General features: G+C 70.4%; 13 protein-coding genes and 1 pseudogene. 9 read left to right on the top strand and 5 right to left on the bottom strand.

The window, feature by feature from the left end; genetic code table 11:
- Positions 1 to 117: 117 nt before the first annotated feature.
- A pseudogene (locus tag ACZ6O0_RS00070) lies at positions 118 to 615 on the bottom strand (SDR family NAD(P)-dependent oxidoreductase); the annotation flags it as partial.
- Between the two features lie 40 nt (positions 616 to 655).
- On the bottom strand, positions 656 to 1,267 hold the full coding sequence (locus tag ACZ6O0_RS00065; protein ID WP_465762561.1) for a DJ-1/PfpI family protein: 612 nt from the start codon (positions 1,265 to 1,267) through the stop codon (positions 656 to 658).
- 63 nt (positions 1,268 to 1,330) lie between these two features.
- On the opposite strand from ACZ6O0_RS00065, the gene ACZ6O0_RS00060 reads away from it, so the two are divergent.
- Positions 1,331 to 2,668: an aminotransferase-like domain-containing protein gene (locus tag ACZ6O0_RS00060; RefSeq protein WP_465762560.1), complete on the top strand. Its 1,338-nt coding sequence runs from the start codon at positions 1,331 to 1,333 to the stop codon at positions 2,666 to 2,668.
- 11 nt (positions 2,669 to 2,679) lie between these two features.
- Here ACZ6O0_RS00060 and ACZ6O0_RS00055 read toward each other — a convergent pair whose 3' ends face one another.
- Positions 2,680 to 3,309, bottom strand: coding sequence for an alpha/beta hydrolase (locus ACZ6O0_RS00055; RefSeq protein WP_465762559.1), 630 nt, complete (start codon positions 3,307 to 3,309; stop codon positions 2,680 to 2,682).
- Entirely contained in the window at positions 3,306 to 4,238 is a 933-nt protein-coding gene (locus ACZ6O0_RS00050) for a ring-cleaving dioxygenase (RefSeq protein ID WP_465762558.1), read from the bottom strand. Before ACZ6O0_RS00050 ends, ACZ6O0_RS00055 begins: the two co-directional genes overlap by 4 nt.
- A 220-nt stretch (positions 4,239 to 4,458) precedes the next feature.
- Here ACZ6O0_RS00050 and ACZ6O0_RS00045 point away from each other — a divergent pair, with 220 nt between their 5' ends.
- From ACZ6O0_RS00045 to ACZ6O0_RS00035, 3 genes are all read left to right on the top strand, one after another.
- A complete protein-coding gene (locus ACZ6O0_RS00045) occupies positions 4,459 to 4,911 on the top strand; it encodes a hypothetical protein (RefSeq protein ID WP_465762557.1) in 453 nt (150 codons plus the stop codon).
- 105 nt (positions 4,912 to 5,016) lie between these two features.
- Positions 5,017 to 7,755, top strand: a complete 2,739-nt coding sequence (locus tag ACZ6O0_RS00040; RefSeq protein ID WP_465762556.1) for a helix-turn-helix transcriptional regulator — start codon at positions 5,017 to 5,019, stop codon at positions 7,753 to 7,755.
- Positions 7,756 to 7,853: 98 nt separating this feature from the next.
- On the top strand, positions 7,854 to 9,188 hold the full coding sequence (locus ACZ6O0_RS00035) for a dihydrolipoyl dehydrogenase family protein (RefSeq protein ID WP_465762555.1): 1,335 nt from the start codon (positions 7,854 to 7,856) through the stop codon (positions 9,186 to 9,188).
- Here the strand turns inward: ACZ6O0_RS00035 and ACZ6O0_RS00030 are convergent.
- Positions 9,159 to 9,995: a serine/threonine-protein kinase gene (locus ACZ6O0_RS00030; protein WP_465762554.1), complete on the bottom strand. Its 837-nt coding sequence runs from the start codon at positions 9,993 to 9,995 to the stop codon at positions 9,159 to 9,161. The genes ACZ6O0_RS00035 and ACZ6O0_RS00030 overlap by 30 nt on opposite strands.
- 186 nt (positions 9,996 to 10,181) lie before the next feature.
- On the opposite strand from ACZ6O0_RS00030, the gene ACZ6O0_RS00025 reads away from it, so the two are divergent.
- From ACZ6O0_RS00025 to ACZ6O0_RS00005, 5 genes are all read left to right on the top strand, one after another.
- Positions 10,182 to 11,168 (top strand): calcium-binding protein, encoded by a 987-nt coding sequence (locus ACZ6O0_RS00025; protein WP_465762553.1) that lies wholly within the window; start codon positions 10,182 to 10,184, stop codon positions 11,166 to 11,168.
- 65 nt (positions 11,169 to 11,233) lie between these two features.
- Entirely contained in the window at positions 11,234 to 13,312 is a 2,079-nt protein-coding gene (gene pta, locus ACZ6O0_RS00020) for a phosphate acetyltransferase (protein WP_465762552.1), read from the top strand.
- Positions 13,309 to 14,490, top strand: a complete 1,182-nt coding sequence (locus ACZ6O0_RS00015) for an acetate/propionate family kinase (RefSeq protein WP_465762551.1) — start codon at positions 13,309 to 13,311, stop codon at positions 14,488 to 14,490. The genes pta and ACZ6O0_RS00015 overlap by 4 nt, the downstream gene beginning before the upstream one ends.
- A 71-nt stretch (positions 14,491 to 14,561) precedes the next feature.
- Positions 14,562 to 15,023, top strand: coding sequence for a pyridoxamine 5'-phosphate oxidase family protein (locus tag ACZ6O0_RS00010; RefSeq protein ID WP_465762550.1), 462 nt, complete (start codon positions 14,562 to 14,564; stop codon positions 15,021 to 15,023).
- A 118-nt stretch (positions 15,024 to 15,141) separates the two neighbouring features.
- The coding region (locus ACZ6O0_RS00005; protein ID WP_465762549.1) for a nitroreductase family protein at positions 15,142 to 15,658 on the top strand (517 nt) is incomplete at its 3' end.

Below are 15,658 nucleotides of genomic sequence, written 5' to 3'. Positions count from 1 at the left end.
CGCCACGCCGGCCGTGCTCACCCGCGGTCCCGCCTGGTGACCGGGGCCGAGGGCAACTTTGGTGCGGCCCGCCGGTAGGTGCTGGCCACGTCCCAAAGTTTACTGGTCCACTAGACATTACCCTTCATGTCTCACTGGGTGGAACGTCAGGACGCCGGCCTCGCGTACGACGAACACGCATCGCTCGCCAAGGCGTTCTGCACCTCCCGGCTCGAGCACGGTGACCTTGATACCGAGCGGCTTCACCTCACGGGAGAGCACACCGGAGAACCCGCCGACCGCCCATTTCACCGCCTGGTACGCCGACAACCCCGGCGCCACCGCCCGTCCCCCGACGGACGAGACCTGGATGATGTACCCCTCGCTCTGCTCGCGCAGCACCGGCACGGCCGCCTTGGAGACGTTGACCACCCCCATCAGGTTCGTGTCGAGCTGCGCCCGGAAGTCCTCGATCTCGATGTCCTCCACCGACGCGAAGTTCGCGTACCCGGCGTTGTTCACGACCACGTCCAGCCGCCCGAACGCATCGACAGCGACCCGTACGGCGGCCTGCGCGGCGGCGTAATCCGTCACGTCGAGCCGCACCGCGCGGACCTGGTCGCCGTACCTGCTGACGGCTGTGACGGTAGGCCGATCGGCAAGTCCGGCGCATGCGTCAAATGACGGCTGTTGGGCTGAGGTAGGGGGTCACGTTGCGCAGGGCGCGGGCGACGTACTCGTCCTTCTCGCCGACGGGTGCGACGTAGTGCATGGCGTCCTTGGCGGCTTCGAGGCTGTGGAGGCGGGCGATGGTCCAGGTGGCGAGGTACGTCGATGCCAGGCAGCCGCCGGCCGTGGCAAGGTTGCCGCGGGCAAAGAACGGCTGGTCGAGGACCTCGACGCCGGCCGCGACGACCCACGGCTTGGAGACGAGGTCGGTGCAGGCGGGTACGTCGTTCAAGTGCCCGAGCTTGGCCAGGACCAACGCGCCGGAGCACTGTGCGGCCAGCAACTGCCGGGTGGGATCGAGCCGGCCCAACGTGCGCATGATGGTCGGGTTCTCGACCACCTCGCGAGTCTTCCTGCCGCTGCCGACGATGACCGCGTCAGCGGAGCAGGCCTCGTCGAGATCGATCGTGGCGTCGATCGTGACGCCGTTCATCGAACACACCCGCGGCGTCGGCGCGGCGATCGACACCCGCCAGCCGCTCACGCGGTTCAGAATGCCGAGGGCGATGAGGCTGTCGAGTTCGTTGTAGCCGTCGAAGGTCAGGATCGCGATGTGCATGGATCGCAGGCTAGAACCGCCGATCCATGACGATCAAAGAATTGTCATGCATACAATGCGGCGGTGAGGGTGCCGAAGTACAAGGGCGTGGTCGACGCACTGGCCGTGCAGATCCGCGGCGGACGGTGGCCGGCCGGCCACCGACTGCCCACGCATCGCAAGCTCGCCGCCGACGAGGGCATCGCGGTCGTGACGGCGTCCCGGGTGTACGCCGAACTGGAGGCGATGGGCCTGGTCAGCTCCGAGCAGGGCCGGGGTACGTTCGTCCGCGACCTCGCCGCCGCATCCGGCGAGGAGACCGATCAACGGGCGGTGGCCGTCGACGCCATCGACCTGAGCTTCAACTCGCCCTCGGTCCCCGGCCAGGCCGACCTGCTGCGCCAGGCCTTGCGCGACCTCGCCGGAGCCGGCGACCTCGACGCGCTCCTGCGCTACCAGCCACATCGCGGCCGCACTCAGGACCGCGCCGCGATCGCCCAGCACTTACGCCGACGGGGACTGGACGTCGGCCGCGAACGAGTCCTGATCGTCGACGGCGCCCAGCACGGTCTCGCGGTGACCGCGATGGCACTGTTCCAGCCGGGCGACGTGGTCGCGGTGGATGCGGTCACCTATCCCGGTTTCATCGTGCTCGCGCGCACGCTGGGACTCGAGTTGTCACCCGTGCCGATGACCGAGGCCGGGCCCGATCCCGACGCGCTCGAACAGTTGTGCCGGCGCCGCCGCGTCCGCGCCGTCTACACGATGCCGACCCTGCACAACCCCCTCGGCTGGGTGTACGACGACTCCCAGCGCGCGCACCTCGTCTCGATCGCCAACCGGTACGGCGTCTCGATCATCGAGGACGCCTCGTACGCCTACCTGGTCGAGGACACACCACCTCCGCTGGCGACCCTTGCCCCCGACCTGACTATCTACGTGTCGGGGCTGTCCAAGAGCGTCGCGCCGGGTTTGCGGATCGGCTTCGTCGCCGCACCCGCCGTACTCGTGCCGACCCTTGAGCGCGTCATCCGGGCAACGACCTGGCACACGCCCGGCCTGACGGCGGCGATCGCGAGCCGGTGGCTGGAGGACGGCACCGTCGACCGCCTCGAGACCCAGAAACGGAACGACGCCCGCCACAGGCAATCCATCGCCGCCGAGATCCTGGCCGGACTGCCCTACATCGCACACCCCTCGTCCTACTTCCTCTGGCTACCCCTGGCCCCCGACGCCCGCCCGGACCGGATCGCGGCAGCCCTGGCCGACCGACGGATCGCGGTCTCGACTGCCGAACCCTTCGCCACGACACCGACCGTGCCGCACGCCCTACGCCTGGCCCTCGGCTCGGTCAGCATCCCCGACCTCCGCGACGCTCTCCACGCGGTCCGCCAGGAAGCCGACCACGATCCCTTCCGCTGACACCCCGTGGGTCAGTGCCGACCCGCGTCGATGAACTTCTTGATCTGCGGAAGCTGGCCGGCGTCGATGGTGTGACCGCCGTAGAACGGCAGCAGCTCGACCCCGGCGTCCCGCCGGCGGAGTTGCTCGGTCAGCCGGCTGGTCTGTTCAGGCGTCGCCATCGGGTCGCGGTCACCGTTGACGATCAGCACCCGCTTGCCTGACAGAGCATGGTCCTCGGGCTCGTCCGCCGCGAAGGGCACCATCGCGGCGAGCAGGACGGCGCCGACGAGCGACTCGGGGTGGCGCAGGAGCAGCGCCGACGCCATGTTCGCTCCGTTGGAGAACCCGACCGCCAGCCAGGACCCCGCGGCCACGTCGTACTTCTGCTCGGCCGCGGTGAGGAAGGCGGCGAGCTCGTCCACGCGCAGCCGCAGGTCGTCCTCGTCGAACACGCCCTCCCGGATCCTGCGGAAGAACCGGGCCATCCCCTGCTCCGAGACGGTCCCCCGGGGCGACAGCACGGGTGCGTCGGGCGCCAGGTGTTCCCGCAGTACGAGCAGGTCGTGCTCGTTGCCACCGGTTCCGTGCAGCAGGAGGAGCGGCGGCGTGGACGAGCCCCGCTGCCAGACGTGCGGCCGGCGCAGCGGGTCCTCGCTCATGAGTCGGCTTCGTCCGGCTGCGGCGGTACGCGCAGGGCCGGCAACGAGGCTTGGATCTGCTCGCGGTTCGGTTCGAGCCAGGGCGGGAGCTTCAGGTGCTGGCCGAGCTCCAGCAGCGGTTCGTCGACGGTGAAGCCCGGCTGGTCGGTCGCGATCTCCAGCAGGACCCCGCCGGGTTCGCGGAAGTAGATCGAGGTGAAGTACTGCCGGTCGAGGATCTCGGTGACCTGTACGCCGGCCTCGATCAACTCCATCCGCCATTTCGCCTGGGTCTCGCCGTCGGGTGCCCGGAAGGCGATGTGGTGGACCGTTCCGGCTGCCTGGACCCCGCGGGACACGTTGCTCGGCCGGACGTCCACCGCCGTACCCTCGGCTCCACCGGACATCACGAACCGTGAGCCATCGGCGGTGTCCTGTCCGTGCGCCATCCCCAGCATGCCGGCGAGCATCTCGGCCGTCGGGTCGAGCAACTGCTCGGTCATGGTGACCGAGAAGAGTCCGCGGATCGCATTGTCGAACGGGATGGCCGCGACGCCGTCCCAGCCGGATCGGGTGTCGCCGTCGGACGCAACCAGCTCGATCACCAGGCCGTCGGGGTCACGCAGCCGCAGGATCTCCTCGTCGGAGGTGGCGACCGGCTCGTCCGCGTCGACGCCGAGGCCCTGCAGCCGGTGCTGCCACCAGCCGAGGGACTCGGGCGGAACGCTGAACGCGGTCGCTGTCGTGAGTCCGGTCCCCTGCTTGCCGTTCGGCGCTCCCGGCCAGGGGAAGAACGTCAACAGGGTCGAGGGCCGGCCCGAGGCGTCCCCGTAGTACAGGTGGTAGGTGTCCGGGGCGTCGAAGTTGACGGTCCGCTTGACCAGGCGCAGCCCGAGCACCGTGGTGTAGAAGTCGACGTTGCGCTGCGGATCCTCCGCAATCGCAGTCACATGGTGGAGTCCGTGTGGTGCGACCGAGTCAACCATCGCTCATCCTCTCCCAGCCCGCAGACCCGGGACGGCGTCGGCCGCCCCTGACCGACACTACGACCGCACGTCCGCCGCCACCACCGTCGAACTCCGCCGGACAACCCGTGTCACTCACTGGTGCGACGGGTTGACGGGTGCGGGAGTGTGGGCTCAGTGAAGAACTCACAGCGAAGGAGTACACATGTCCACGATCCATTTGCACACGACCACGACCTCGACGCCTGAGCAGTTCATCGCCGGGCTCACCGACTTCGGGCCGGGTCGCGCGCAACTCTTCGGCAACAGCGCCGACGAGTACCTCGTGGTCCACGCCCTCGGCGAGCACGACGCCGACGTCACCGAAGGCTCGGCCGGGATCTGGGAACGCCTCCACTACGACTGGTCCGACCCGAACCACGTCGTCCTCACCACCACCGACTCCAACATCTGGGGCGGCCGCTCGGGCCACACCTACGACTTCACCCGGCAGCCCGACGGGACGACGGCGATCGACGTGACCGTCGTCCGCGAGGGCAAGAACCTCAAAGGACGCGTGCTCGGGGTAGTCGTCGGCCTCGTCGGCAAGCGCCTCCTGTCCAAGGCCTTCACCAACACCGTCAAAGCCATCGAGGCCCGCTCGTCCCAGAGCTCCTGACCCACCGCGCGCCGCGAGTCCGCCAGAGCCGTCTGCGTTTGCGTCCACACGATCCCGGATGGAAGCCTGAGGTCGTTGTGTGGCGCGGATGACGGCGGGGTGGCGATGGCGGAGCGTGAGCTGCGGGGACGGGCCCGCGAGGGCGCCGTACTCGACGGACTGGTCGACGCCGCCAGGGAGGGGCGAAGCGGCGCGCTGGTGCTCCGTGGGGAGGCCGGGGTCGGCAAGTCGGCACTGCTGGACGCCATGGTCGCCGGCGTCGACGGGTGCCAGGTCAGCCGCGTCGCCGGGATCGAGTCCGAGATGGAGCTCGCCTACGCCGGACTCCACCAGCTCTGCCGGCCGTTCCTGGATCGGATCGACCGGCTCCCTCGTCCGCAGCATGACGCCCTCGGTACGGCGTTCGGCCTGCTGAGCGGACCCACGCCCGATCGGTTCCTGATCGGGCTCGCGGTCCTGAACCTGCTGTCCGACGCGGCCGCCGAGCAGCCGGTGCTGTGCGTCGTCGACGACGCGCAATGGCTGGATCTGATGTCCGCGCGCATCCTGGCGTTCGTCGCCCGGCGCCTGGAGGCGGAGTCCGTGGTGATGGTCTTCGCCGTCCGCGACGGTGCAGACCACGAGCTGGCCGGACTCGCCGAGCTCGTGATCGGCGGCCTCGACGACGCCGAGGCGCGAGCCCTCCTCGATTCCGTACTGCCCGGGCCCGTCGACCCGCGTGTCCGCGACCGGATCGTGGCCGAGACCCGCGGCAACCCGCTCGCCCTGCTCGAACTCCCCCGCGCCTGGACCGCGGCGGAACTCGCCGACGGCCTGACCTCGGGGAGTCTGACCAGTCACATCGAGGAGAGCTTCGTACGACGCCTCGAGCCGCTGCCGGCCGACGCCCGGCTACTCCTGCTGACCGCCGCGGCCGAACCGCTCGGGGACGCCACCTTGCTCTGGCACGCGGCCGAGCGACTCGGGTTAGGGGCCGACCCCGCAGCAGAAGCGATCGAGTCGGGCCTGATCACCTTCGGCCGGCACATCAGGTTCCGGCATCCGCTGGTGCGGTCGGCGGCGTACCGGATCGCCACCACCCAAGAGCGCCAGGCCGTGCATCAGGCGCTGGCCGGCGTGACCGATCCCGATCTCGATCCGGATCGGCGCGCGTGGCACCGCGCCCAGGCGACCGCGCGACCCGACGAGGACGTTGCGGCGGAGCTCGAACGGTCCGCGCAACGGGCACTGGAGCGCGGTGGCTTCTTCGCGGCGGCGGCCTTCCTCGAACGCTCCGCGGAGTTGACCCCCGAGGCGGGCCGCAGGGCGCAGCGCACGTTGGCCGCAGCGGTGGCGAAGCGCAGTTGCGGTGCGCTCGACGCGGCGCTGGACCTGCTCAGCGGGGTGACCGCCGGGCCGCCGGACGCGCTCCGGGCCGCCGAGGCCGAACAGTTGCGCGGTCAGATCGCCTTCGACCAAGGACACGCCCGCGAAGCCGCCGGCACGCTCCTCAGCGCCGCCAAGCACCTCGGCCCCCATCATCCGGCCCGGGCGCGGGTCGTGTACCTGGAGGCGATGTCGGCCGCCATCTGGGCCAGCGGTCCCGACGCGCCGGGCATCCTCGCCATCGCAGCAGCCGAGGCCCCTCCCCCAGCAGCCTCGGCCTCAGATCCAGCGGCCGACCTGCTGCTTCACGCACTCGCGCTCCGCTTCACCCGCGGATACCCGGCGGCCGCACCGCACCTCACCAAGGCGCTCGACCAGGCACGCCAGGCGCAGAGCGACGCCAACGACATCGGAGACTGGCTCTGGCTGGCCGGGAACCGGGCCGGCGGCATGATCGCGCTCGAGGTCTGGGACTTCGACACCGCACTCGAGCTCGCCCTCCGGCAGGACCGGATGGCACGCCGGACCGGCGCGCTCGGCCAACTGCAGTTCGCCCTCAACGTCCGCGCCGACCTGCTGTGCCTGACGGGTGACCTGAAAGCAGTGACCTCCCTGGTCGAGGAAGCCCGGAACATCGCGTCGGCCACCGGCAATCCCGGCACCGGAGTCGGCGGACTGCTGCTCGAGGCCTTCCGCGGTGACGAGACGACGGCCCGCGCGTTGATCGGTACGACGATCCAGCAGGCGACCGAGCACAGCCAGGGCCGGATGGCGGCGTTCGCGACGTACGCGAACGCCGTACTGCACAACGGTCTGGGCCGGTACGAGGCCGCCCGCGACGCGGCCCTGCAGGTGTTCGAGCAGGACGTCCTCGGGTACGGCGTACTGGTCGTCGGCGAACTGGCCGAGGCGGCCTCACGCACGGGCAACACCAAACTCGTCGAAACCGCCCTCGCCTGGCTGACCGAACGCACCACGGCCACGCCAACAGACTGGGGACGCGGCATCGAGGCACGCGCCCGGGCCCTCTTCGGCGCCGACGAAGACGCCTACCGGCAGTCGATCGAGCACCTCGGCAGGACCGGCCTCCGCGTCGAGACCGCCCGTGCCCACCTCCTGTACGGCGAGTGGCTGCGACGCGAGGGACGCCGTGTCGACGCCCGTGAACAGCTGCGCACAGCCCACCGGCAACTCGACGTGATGGGACTCCAGGCCTTCGCCGGGCGAGCCCGTCACGAACTGCTCGCCACCGGTGAGAAGGTCCGCAAGCGCCGGCCGGACACCCTCAACGACCTCACCGCCCAGGAAGCCCAGATCGCCGGTCTGGCCCGCGACGGCCTCACCAACACCGAGATCGCGGCCCAGCTGTTCATCAGCCCCCGAACCGTCGAGTGGCACCTCCGCAAGACCTACTCCAAGCTGCGCATCACCTCACGCCGGCAACTCCGCACCGCCCTGGACCGCAACCACTCCGCCTGACGCCCACGCGTAGCTCCGAGACCAGTGAGGCTCCCTGGTGCGAAGGCGCCGCCGCGGAGCCATATTCGGTGGGGAGCACACCCAGCACAGGAGGAGACATGAGCGACTACGACGTCATCGTGATCGGCGGCGGATCCCCCGGCGAGCACGCCGCCGGTGCGCTGGCTGACGGCGGCCTGCGGGTAGCGGTCGTCGAGCGTGAACTCGTCGGCGGAGAGTGCTCGTACTGGGCCTGCATCCCGTCCAAGACCCTGCTCCGGCCGGGTGAGGCCGCACACGCCGCGAACGAGGCCGCCGCCCCGGCGACCGTCGACGTCAAGGCCGCGCTCGCCTACCGCGACTTCATGGTCTCCGACCACACCGACGCCGGCCAGGAGAAGTGGCTCGCCGACCACGGCATCGCCCTGATCCGCGGCCGTGGACGCCTGGCCGGAGCCGGGGTCGTCGACGTCGACGGCCGCCAGTACACCGCCGACCACGTCGTACTCGCGAACGGCTCCGAACCCGTCATACCGCCCGTCCCCGGCCTGCGCGAGCTCGACGGCATCTGGACCAACCGCGAGGCCACCGCGATGACCGAGATCCCCCGCCGGCTGCTGGTGCTCGGCGGCGGACCGGTCGGCGTCGAGCTGGCCCAGGCCGTACGCCGGTTCGGCGGCGAGGTCGTCCTCGTCGAGTCCGCCGACCACATCCTTCCCCGCGAACCCTCGTCACTCGGTGAGGCCCTCGGCGACGTCCTCCGCGGCGACGGAATCGAACTCGTCCTCGGAGCACGGGCGAACGCCGCCCGCCGTGACGGCGACGACTACGTGCTCGTCCTGGACGACGACCGCGAGCTCCGCGGCGACCGGCTGCTCGTCGCCACCGGCCGCCGCCCGCGGGTCGACGGCATCGGACTGGAGACGATCGGCGTCGAAGCCGATCCCCACGGCGTCCCCGTCGACGCGCGCCTCCAAGTGGTCCCCGGCGTCTGGGCGCTCGGCGACGTGACCGGGATCTGGCCGTTCACCCACGTCGGCAAGTACCAGGGCCGCGTCGTCGCCACCAACATCCTCGGCACACCTCGCGAGGCGAACTACGACGCCGTACCGCGCGTCGTCTTCACCGACCCCCAGGCCGCATCCGTCGGCTCGACCGAAGGCCGGTACGCCGCCACCGTGGCCCTCCGCGACGTCGCGAAGACCGCCACCTACACGCACAAGTACGCCGAGAGCAACGGCTTCCTCACACTCCTCAGCGACGGCGAACGCCTCACCGGCGCCTACGCCCTGGGCCCCGAAGCCGGCGAATGGCTCCAGCAGGCAACGCTCGCCATCCGCGCCCGGATCACCCTCGACGTCCTCCTCGACACCATCCAGCCCTTCCCGACCTTCTCCGAGATCTACCTCGCAGCCCTCAAGTCCCTACACCAAGAGATCGCCAAGGACTCCTAGGAGCACGGCGGTCGTCGGGCGGGCGGAGGGGGATTTGGCGAGCAGCGCCTCGATGACGGGACGTAGGGGGCCGGCGTTGACGAAGGGAGCCGGGCAGGCCTCGACCACCGCAACCAGGGTGCTGAAAGGGTCGCCGGCGCCGAAGGGTGATCGGCCCTCGACGGCGGCGAACAGGGTCGCGCCCAGTGAGAACAGGTCGGACGCCGGGCCGACCGCCTCGCCGCGGGCTCGTTCCGGGGACATGTACGCCGGGCTGCCGGCCATGGCCTCGCTCGAGACGGGCTGCTGGTGGTCGATGGGAGCGGCGATGCCGAAGTCCATCAGGACCGCCCGGCCGTCGTCGCAGAGCTGGACGTTCGCGGGCTTGACGTCGGAGTGCACCAGGCCGGCCTGGTGGACGGCCCGCAGCGCGTCGGCCAGGTGCAGCGCGATCCGCCGTACCTGCGCGACGGGGAGCGATCCGTACGAGGCCAGGGCGTCGGCGAGGGTTCGTCCCGGGAGGAGTTCCATCACGATCCAGTGGTCGCCGGCGTCCTCGATCACGTCGTACACCTTGACCGCGTTGTGGTGATGCAGCCGCGCCGCCGCCTTCGCCTCGGCCAGCGCGTGGGTGCGGACCTGCTCGGGTGGGTGGCCGGTCAGCAGGACCTGCTTGAGCGCGACCCGCCGCCGCAGCAGCTCGTCCTCGGCGAGCCAGACCCGGCCCATGCCGCCGCGGCCGAGCAACGAGATCAACCGGTACCGGCCGGTCACCAGGCGCGCCGAGCCGGCGACCGTCGGTGCTGACGCCACCGCGATGGTTCCCATGATCGCCTGCCTCTGCGGGTCCGGACACGCCTCCTGTGCTCCCTATACGAACCGCGGGCCGATCCGGTTCAGATGATCTTTAGGTGCCTTTAGCAACCATCTCGCCGGGTTGGAAATTGCTTTGAACCGGCCGGCGACGGTGGCCGTGTAGGGCCCGTACGCACCATCCGACAGGGAGGGATCATCATGAGTACAAGGCGTTTCCGACGAGGTCTGAGTGTTGCGGCTGTCGCCGCCGTGTCCGCCGCCATCTCGGTGAGTCTGGCCGGCACAGCATCCGCGGCACCGGCGAGCAGCGTCAGGATCGACACCGGTCAGCTGATCGTCACCGGCACGAACCAAGCGGACAACATCACCTTGAGCGTGCCGGCCGCCAACACGGCGGTCCTCGAGGTCGACTTCGGCCCCGGTACGACGAAGCAGACGGTGAACCGGGCCGACTTCACCCAGATCCTGGTCACCAGCCGGGGCGGCAACGACACCGTGCGGATCGACTACGGCGCCGAGGTGCAGCCGTTCACGATCGTCGACACCGGCAACGGCAACGACACCGTGTTCGGTGGCAGCGGCAACGAACTGTTCCGCACCGGCGCCGGCAACGACGTCGTCGACGGGAACCGGGGCACCGACACGGCCCTGCTCGGCAGCGGCAACGACACGTTCATCTGGGATCCGGGCGACGGCAGCGACGTGATCAAGGGCGGCCGCGGGTTCGACACGATGCTCTTCAACGGTTCCGCCGGCGCGGAGAAGTTCGTTGCCGAGGCCAACGGTCCGCGCCTGCGGTTCACCCGCGACCTGGGCAACATCGTGATGGACACCGACGATGTCGAGCGGGTCTCGCTGAACGCGCTCGGCGGCGCCGACACGGTCACCGTCGGCGACCTCCGTCGTACCGATGTCCGCAAGGTCGACGTCGACCTCGGCGCCCAGCTCAACGCGACCGGTGGCGACTCGGCCGCCGACGCGGTGACCGTCACCGGCACCCCCGGCAACGACCACATCCGGGTGTCCGGCTCGCACGGAGACGTCCGGGTCTCGGGCCTGAGCGCAGATGTCCGGCTGAAGGACGCGGAACCGGCCGACCAGTTGACCATCGACACGCTGGCCGGACGCGACCGGGTCAGCACCGGCGGGTTCACACCGGGCACCATCGGCCTCAGCATCCTCTGACCACCCAAGCCCGGCGTCCACCCAGCACGGACGCCGGGCTCAAGTCCTCCGGCTAGGGTTCAGGCATGGAGAGCAGCGTCTACGTCGCGTCCGTGGAGGGATCCACCGGGAAGTCCACGGTCGCTCTCGGCGTGCTCCAGCAACTGTCGCGCCGGGTCGAACGTGTGGGCGTGTTCCGGCCCATCGTTCGTCCGGACACCGCACTGCACGGCGGTCGCGACTACGTCCTGGACCTGCTGACCTCGCACGAGGCCGTCGACTTCGCGTACGACGACTGCGTCGGCGTCACGTACGACGTCGTCCACGCGAACCCCGACGCCGCCCTCGACGTGATCGTGCAGCGCTACCACCAGGTCGCCGATCGCGCCGACGCCGTCCTCGTGGTCGGCAGCGACTACACCGATGTGGGGACTCCGACGGAGTTCTCCTACAACGCGAAGATCGCCGCCAACCTCGGTACGCCGGTGTTGCTCGTGCTCAACGGATTCCACCGCGGCCCACGGGATCTCCGGGCCATCGGCGACATGGCGGTCGGCGAGTTGCGTGCGAACCACGGTTCGCTCGCCGCGGTCCTCGCCAACCGGGTCGCCCCGGACGAACTCGCACGTACCGTCGAGGCCTTGTCCGCTGCCGATCGACCGGCGTTCGCCCTGCCGGAAGAACCGCTGCTGACCCAGCCCACGGTCGCCGACCTGCTGACCCCGGTGAACGGTCACCTCCTCAGCGGGGACGCCGCCCTGCTGTCCCGCGAGGTCACCGGCCTCGTGGTGGCCGGGATGACGATGCCGAACGTGCTCGACAGGTTGTTCGACGGGGCCGCGGTGGTCACCGCCGGCGACCGTCCCGAGGTGGTCCTCGGCGTGCTGATGGCCCATGCCTCGCTGACCTTCCCGCGGATCTCGGCCATCATCCTGAACGGCGGGTTCACGCTGCCGGCGCAGATCCAGCGGCTGATCGACGGCCTCGGCGTGACGCTGCCGATCGTCGAGACCTCGCTCGACACCCAGGCCGCGTCGGCCGCGCTGACCGCCGTCCGCGGCCGGCTCACGAAGGACTCGCCCCGCAAGGTGGATGCGGCGCTGGCGCTGTTCGAGCAGAACGTGGACGGTGACGCGCTCCTGGACCAACTGGAGGTCTCGCGCAGCAGCGCGGTGACGCCGCTGATGTTCGAGCACCAGCTGATCGACGAAGCGGTTGCCCACCGCAAGCACATCGTCCTGCCCGAGGGCGAGGAGGAGCGGATCCTGCGGGCGGCGGACGTCCTGCTGCGGCGCGGTGTGGCCGACCTGACCCTGCTCGGGGATCCGGTGGCGATCAGCGCGAAGGCGGCTGCCCTCGGTGCGGACGTGGCGGCCGCCCGGCTCGTCGACCCTGACCACGACGACCTCGCCGAGCGGCTCGCGGACGAACTGCACCGGCTCCGGCAGCACCGCGGGGTCGACCTCGACCGTGCCCGGGAGCTGGTCAGGGACGTCTCGTACTTCGGCACGATGATGGTCCAGCTCGGCCTCGCCGACGGCATGGTCTCGGGCGCGGTCCACACCACCGCGCACACCATCCGGCCCGCGCTCGAGGTCGTGAAGACGGTTCCGGGGGTGTCCGTCGTGTCCTCGGTCTTCTTCATGTGCCTGCAGAACCAGGTCCTGGTGTACGGCGACTGCGCGGTCAACCCCGATCCGACCGCCGAGCAGCTCGCCGACATCGCGATCTCGTCCGCCGAGACAGCGGTTGCCTTCGGCATCGAGCCCCGCGTCGCGATGCTGTCCTACTCGACCGGCACCTCCGGTACGGGATCCGACGTCGAGAAGGTGTCGAAGGCAACGGCGATCATCCGGGAACGGGCACCGGAGCTGCCGGTCGAGGGCCCGATCCAGTACGACGCGGCGATCGACGCCGCCGTGGCGCGGACGAAGCTGCCCGGATCGCCGGTGGCCGGCCGGGCGACGGTGTTCATCTTCCCTGACCTCAACACCGGCAACAACACCTACAAGGCGGTGCAGCGGTCGGCGAACGCCGTCGCGGTCGGGCCGGTCCTGCAGGGCCTGCGCAAACCGGTCAACGATCTCTCGCGCGGGGCGACCGTACGAGACATCGTCAACACGGTCGCGATCACCGCGGTCCAGGCCGCCGGCGGCGCGCGATGAGCGACCACGTCCTGGTGATCAACGCCGGCTCCTCGTCGCTCAAGTACAGCGTGGTCGACGCCTGCACCGGTGAGCCGGCGGCCGTCGGCCTGGTCGAACGGATCGGCGAAGACCAGGGACGCCATGTCCATCAAGGCACCGAGACCACCGGGCCGATCGCCACTCACGACGACGCGTTGCGCAGCGCGGTCGACGCCTTCGAAACGCACGGCCCGTCACTCACCGACCTCGCGATCATCGCGGTCGGCCACCGGGTCGTCCACGGCGGCTCTCGATTCGCCGCGCCCGCCCTGGTTGACGACGCGCTGATCGCCGAGGTCACCGACCTGATGCCGCTCGCTCCATTGCACAATCCGGCGAACCTGGAGGGAATCCGGGTCGCGCGGGAACTCTTCCCGGACCTGCCGCACGTCGCCGTCTTCGACACGGCGTTCCACCAGACCCTCCCGCCGTACGCCTACACCTACGCAGTGCCGTCCGCCTGGCGGGAAGAGCACGGCGTACGGCGATACGGGTTCCACGGCACCTCGCACGCGTTCGTCTCCCACGAGGCCGCGCGGCTGCTCGGCCGCGATCCGGCGGAGGTGAACGTCATCGTGCTGCACCTGGGCAACGGGTGCTCGGCCTCCGCGGTCCGGGGCGGCCGATCGGTGGAGACGTCGATGGGCCTGACCCCGCTCGAGGGACTGGTGATGGGGACCCGCTCGGGCGACCTGGACCCGGCGGTCCCGGCGTACCTGGCTCGGGAGCTGGGCATGTCCGTGGCGGAGATCGACCGTGCACTCAACTCCGCGTCGGGGCTGAAGGGGCTGACCGGGGAGAACGACTTCCGCGAGGTGTCGCGACTGCGGGCGGACGGTGACGAGCGGGCCGAGCTGGCCTTCGACGTGTACTGCCATCGGATCCGCAAGTACGTCGGCTCCTACTACGCCGTCCTCGGGACGGTGGACGCCGTCGTCTTCACCGCGGGTGTGGGCGAGCACTCCGCCGAAGTGCGGGCGGCCGCACTCGCCGGGCTGGATCGCCTCGGCATCACTATCGACCCCGGGCGGAACGCCGATCCGGCGACCGGCGCCCGCCGGATCTCCGCTGACGGCAGCGAGGTCGCCGTACTCGTCGTACCGACCAACGAGGAGTGGCAGATCGCCCGCGAGACGCTCGGCATCCTACGCATCTGAGTCGGGACCTTCGGCCCTACTGAGGTGCTGTGCGGGGGGCGATGGTGGGAGTTCCACCAGAGGAGACCCCGATGACTACGCAGCAGCACCGATTCGATCATTCCCGGCTCGAGATCGTCAGCCCGGCGGAGTGTCTGCGGCTGCTCGGATCCGTCCCGCTCGGGCGGCTGGTCTACACGTACGGCGGTCTCCCGGCGGTCCGCCTGGTCAACTTCGTCCTCGACGACGACACGATCGTGTTCAGCACCGGGACAGGTGACAAGCTCCGGGCCGCCGAGCGGGGTGACGTGGTCGCGTTCGAGACCGACGACGTGGACCATGAACGCCACCTCGGCTGGACCGTCACCGCCATCGGGCACCTGTCCGTCGTCTCACCGGAAGAGGCCGCCGAGTTCCGCCGTACGCTGCCCCTGCACTCCTGGCTGCCGATGGACGACCCGCTCCTGATCCGGCTGGGCATCGAGTCCATCCACGGCCGCCGGCTGGTCCCGTGGGGACAGCGTCCGCGGTCCGGCAGTTCCACTGAGCGGTGACGCGCCGAACGGCGACCGACCGACCGCCGAATGGCCTCTCGTAGTCGGGACTCTTGCCTGCAGCGCGGCCGTCTCCCCGTGCGCGAGGCTGGAGTATCACCAGTGGGAGGAGCCCGCGATGTCGGACCAGCACTTGCCGGCGGAGCACGTCGACAGCCTGCTCGAGGCGGCCATCGCCGCTCCCAGCATGCACAACACCCAACCCTGGCGGTTCGAGGTCGCCGGTCACGTGATCGACCTGTTCCTCGACGGGTCGCGCACACTGCCGGCCGAGGACCCGACCGGCCGGGCGATGCGGATCGCCGCCGGCGCCGCGACCTTCAACCTGCGCTGCGCAGCCGCCGCACTCGGCTACGGCACCTGGTTCGGCCTCGCACCGTACCCCGAAGAGCCCGACCTGCTGGCCCGCATCGTCGTCGAGCCCGTCAACGCCCCGGACGAGGCACTACGCGCGCTGGCCGAGGAGATCCCGCACCGCCACACCGACCGCAACCCCTCCGACCCCACCCCACTGGCCGAGAACCTCCGCGTCGCGCTGGTGCGAGCCGCCTACGCCGAAGGCGCCGAGCTGACCTGGCTCGGCGAACCCGAGGTCCGCACCGTGCTCGACCTCGTCCTGGACACCGACCTGCGCG

This window comes from Kribbella sp. NPDC048837, assembly GCF_055586945.1.
Note: the sequence above shows the minus strand (reverse complement) of the source record. Positions and strands in the feature narration are given on the sequence as shown.

What these genes read in the sequence shown, in the direction of transcription:
- ACZ6O0_RS00065 (WP_465762561.1), bottom strand. Translation starts at nt 1,267, where the DNA reads ATGCACATCGCGATCCTGACCTTCGACGGCTACAACGAACTCGACAGC.
- ACZ6O0_RS00055 (WP_465762559.1), bottom strand. Translation starts at nt 3,309, where the DNA reads ATGAGCGAGGACCCGCTGCGCCGGCCGCACGTCTGGCAGCGGGGCTCG.
- ACZ6O0_RS00045 (WP_465762557.1), top strand. Translation starts at nt 4,459, where the DNA reads ATGTCCACGATCCATTTGCACACGACCACGACCTCGACGCCTGAGCAG.
- ACZ6O0_RS00040 (WP_465762556.1), top strand. Translation starts at nt 5,017, where the DNA reads ATGGCGGAGCGTGAGCTGCGGGGACGGGCCCGCGAGGGCGCCGTACTC.
- ACZ6O0_RS00035 (WP_465762555.1), top strand. Translation starts at nt 7,854, where the DNA reads ATGAGCGACTACGACGTCATCGTGATCGGCGGCGGATCCCCCGGCGAG.
- ACZ6O0_RS00030 (WP_465762554.1), bottom strand. Translation starts at nt 9,995, where the DNA reads ATGGGAACCATCGCGGTGGCGTCAGCACCGACGGTCGCCGGCTCGGCG.
- ACZ6O0_RS00025 (WP_465762553.1), top strand. Translation starts at nt 10,182, where the DNA reads ATGAGTACAAGGCGTTTCCGACGAGGTCTGAGTGTTGCGGCTGTCGCC.
- pta (WP_465762552.1), top strand. Translation starts at nt 11,234, where the DNA reads ATGGAGAGCAGCGTCTACGTCGCGTCCGTGGAGGGATCCACCGGGAAG.
- ACZ6O0_RS00015 (WP_465762551.1), top strand. Translation starts at nt 13,309, where the DNA reads ATGAGCGACCACGTCCTGGTGATCAACGCCGGCTCCTCGTCGCTCAAG.
- ACZ6O0_RS00010 (WP_465762550.1), top strand. Translation starts at nt 14,562, where the DNA reads ATGACTACGCAGCAGCACCGATTCGATCATTCCCGGCTCGAGATCGTC.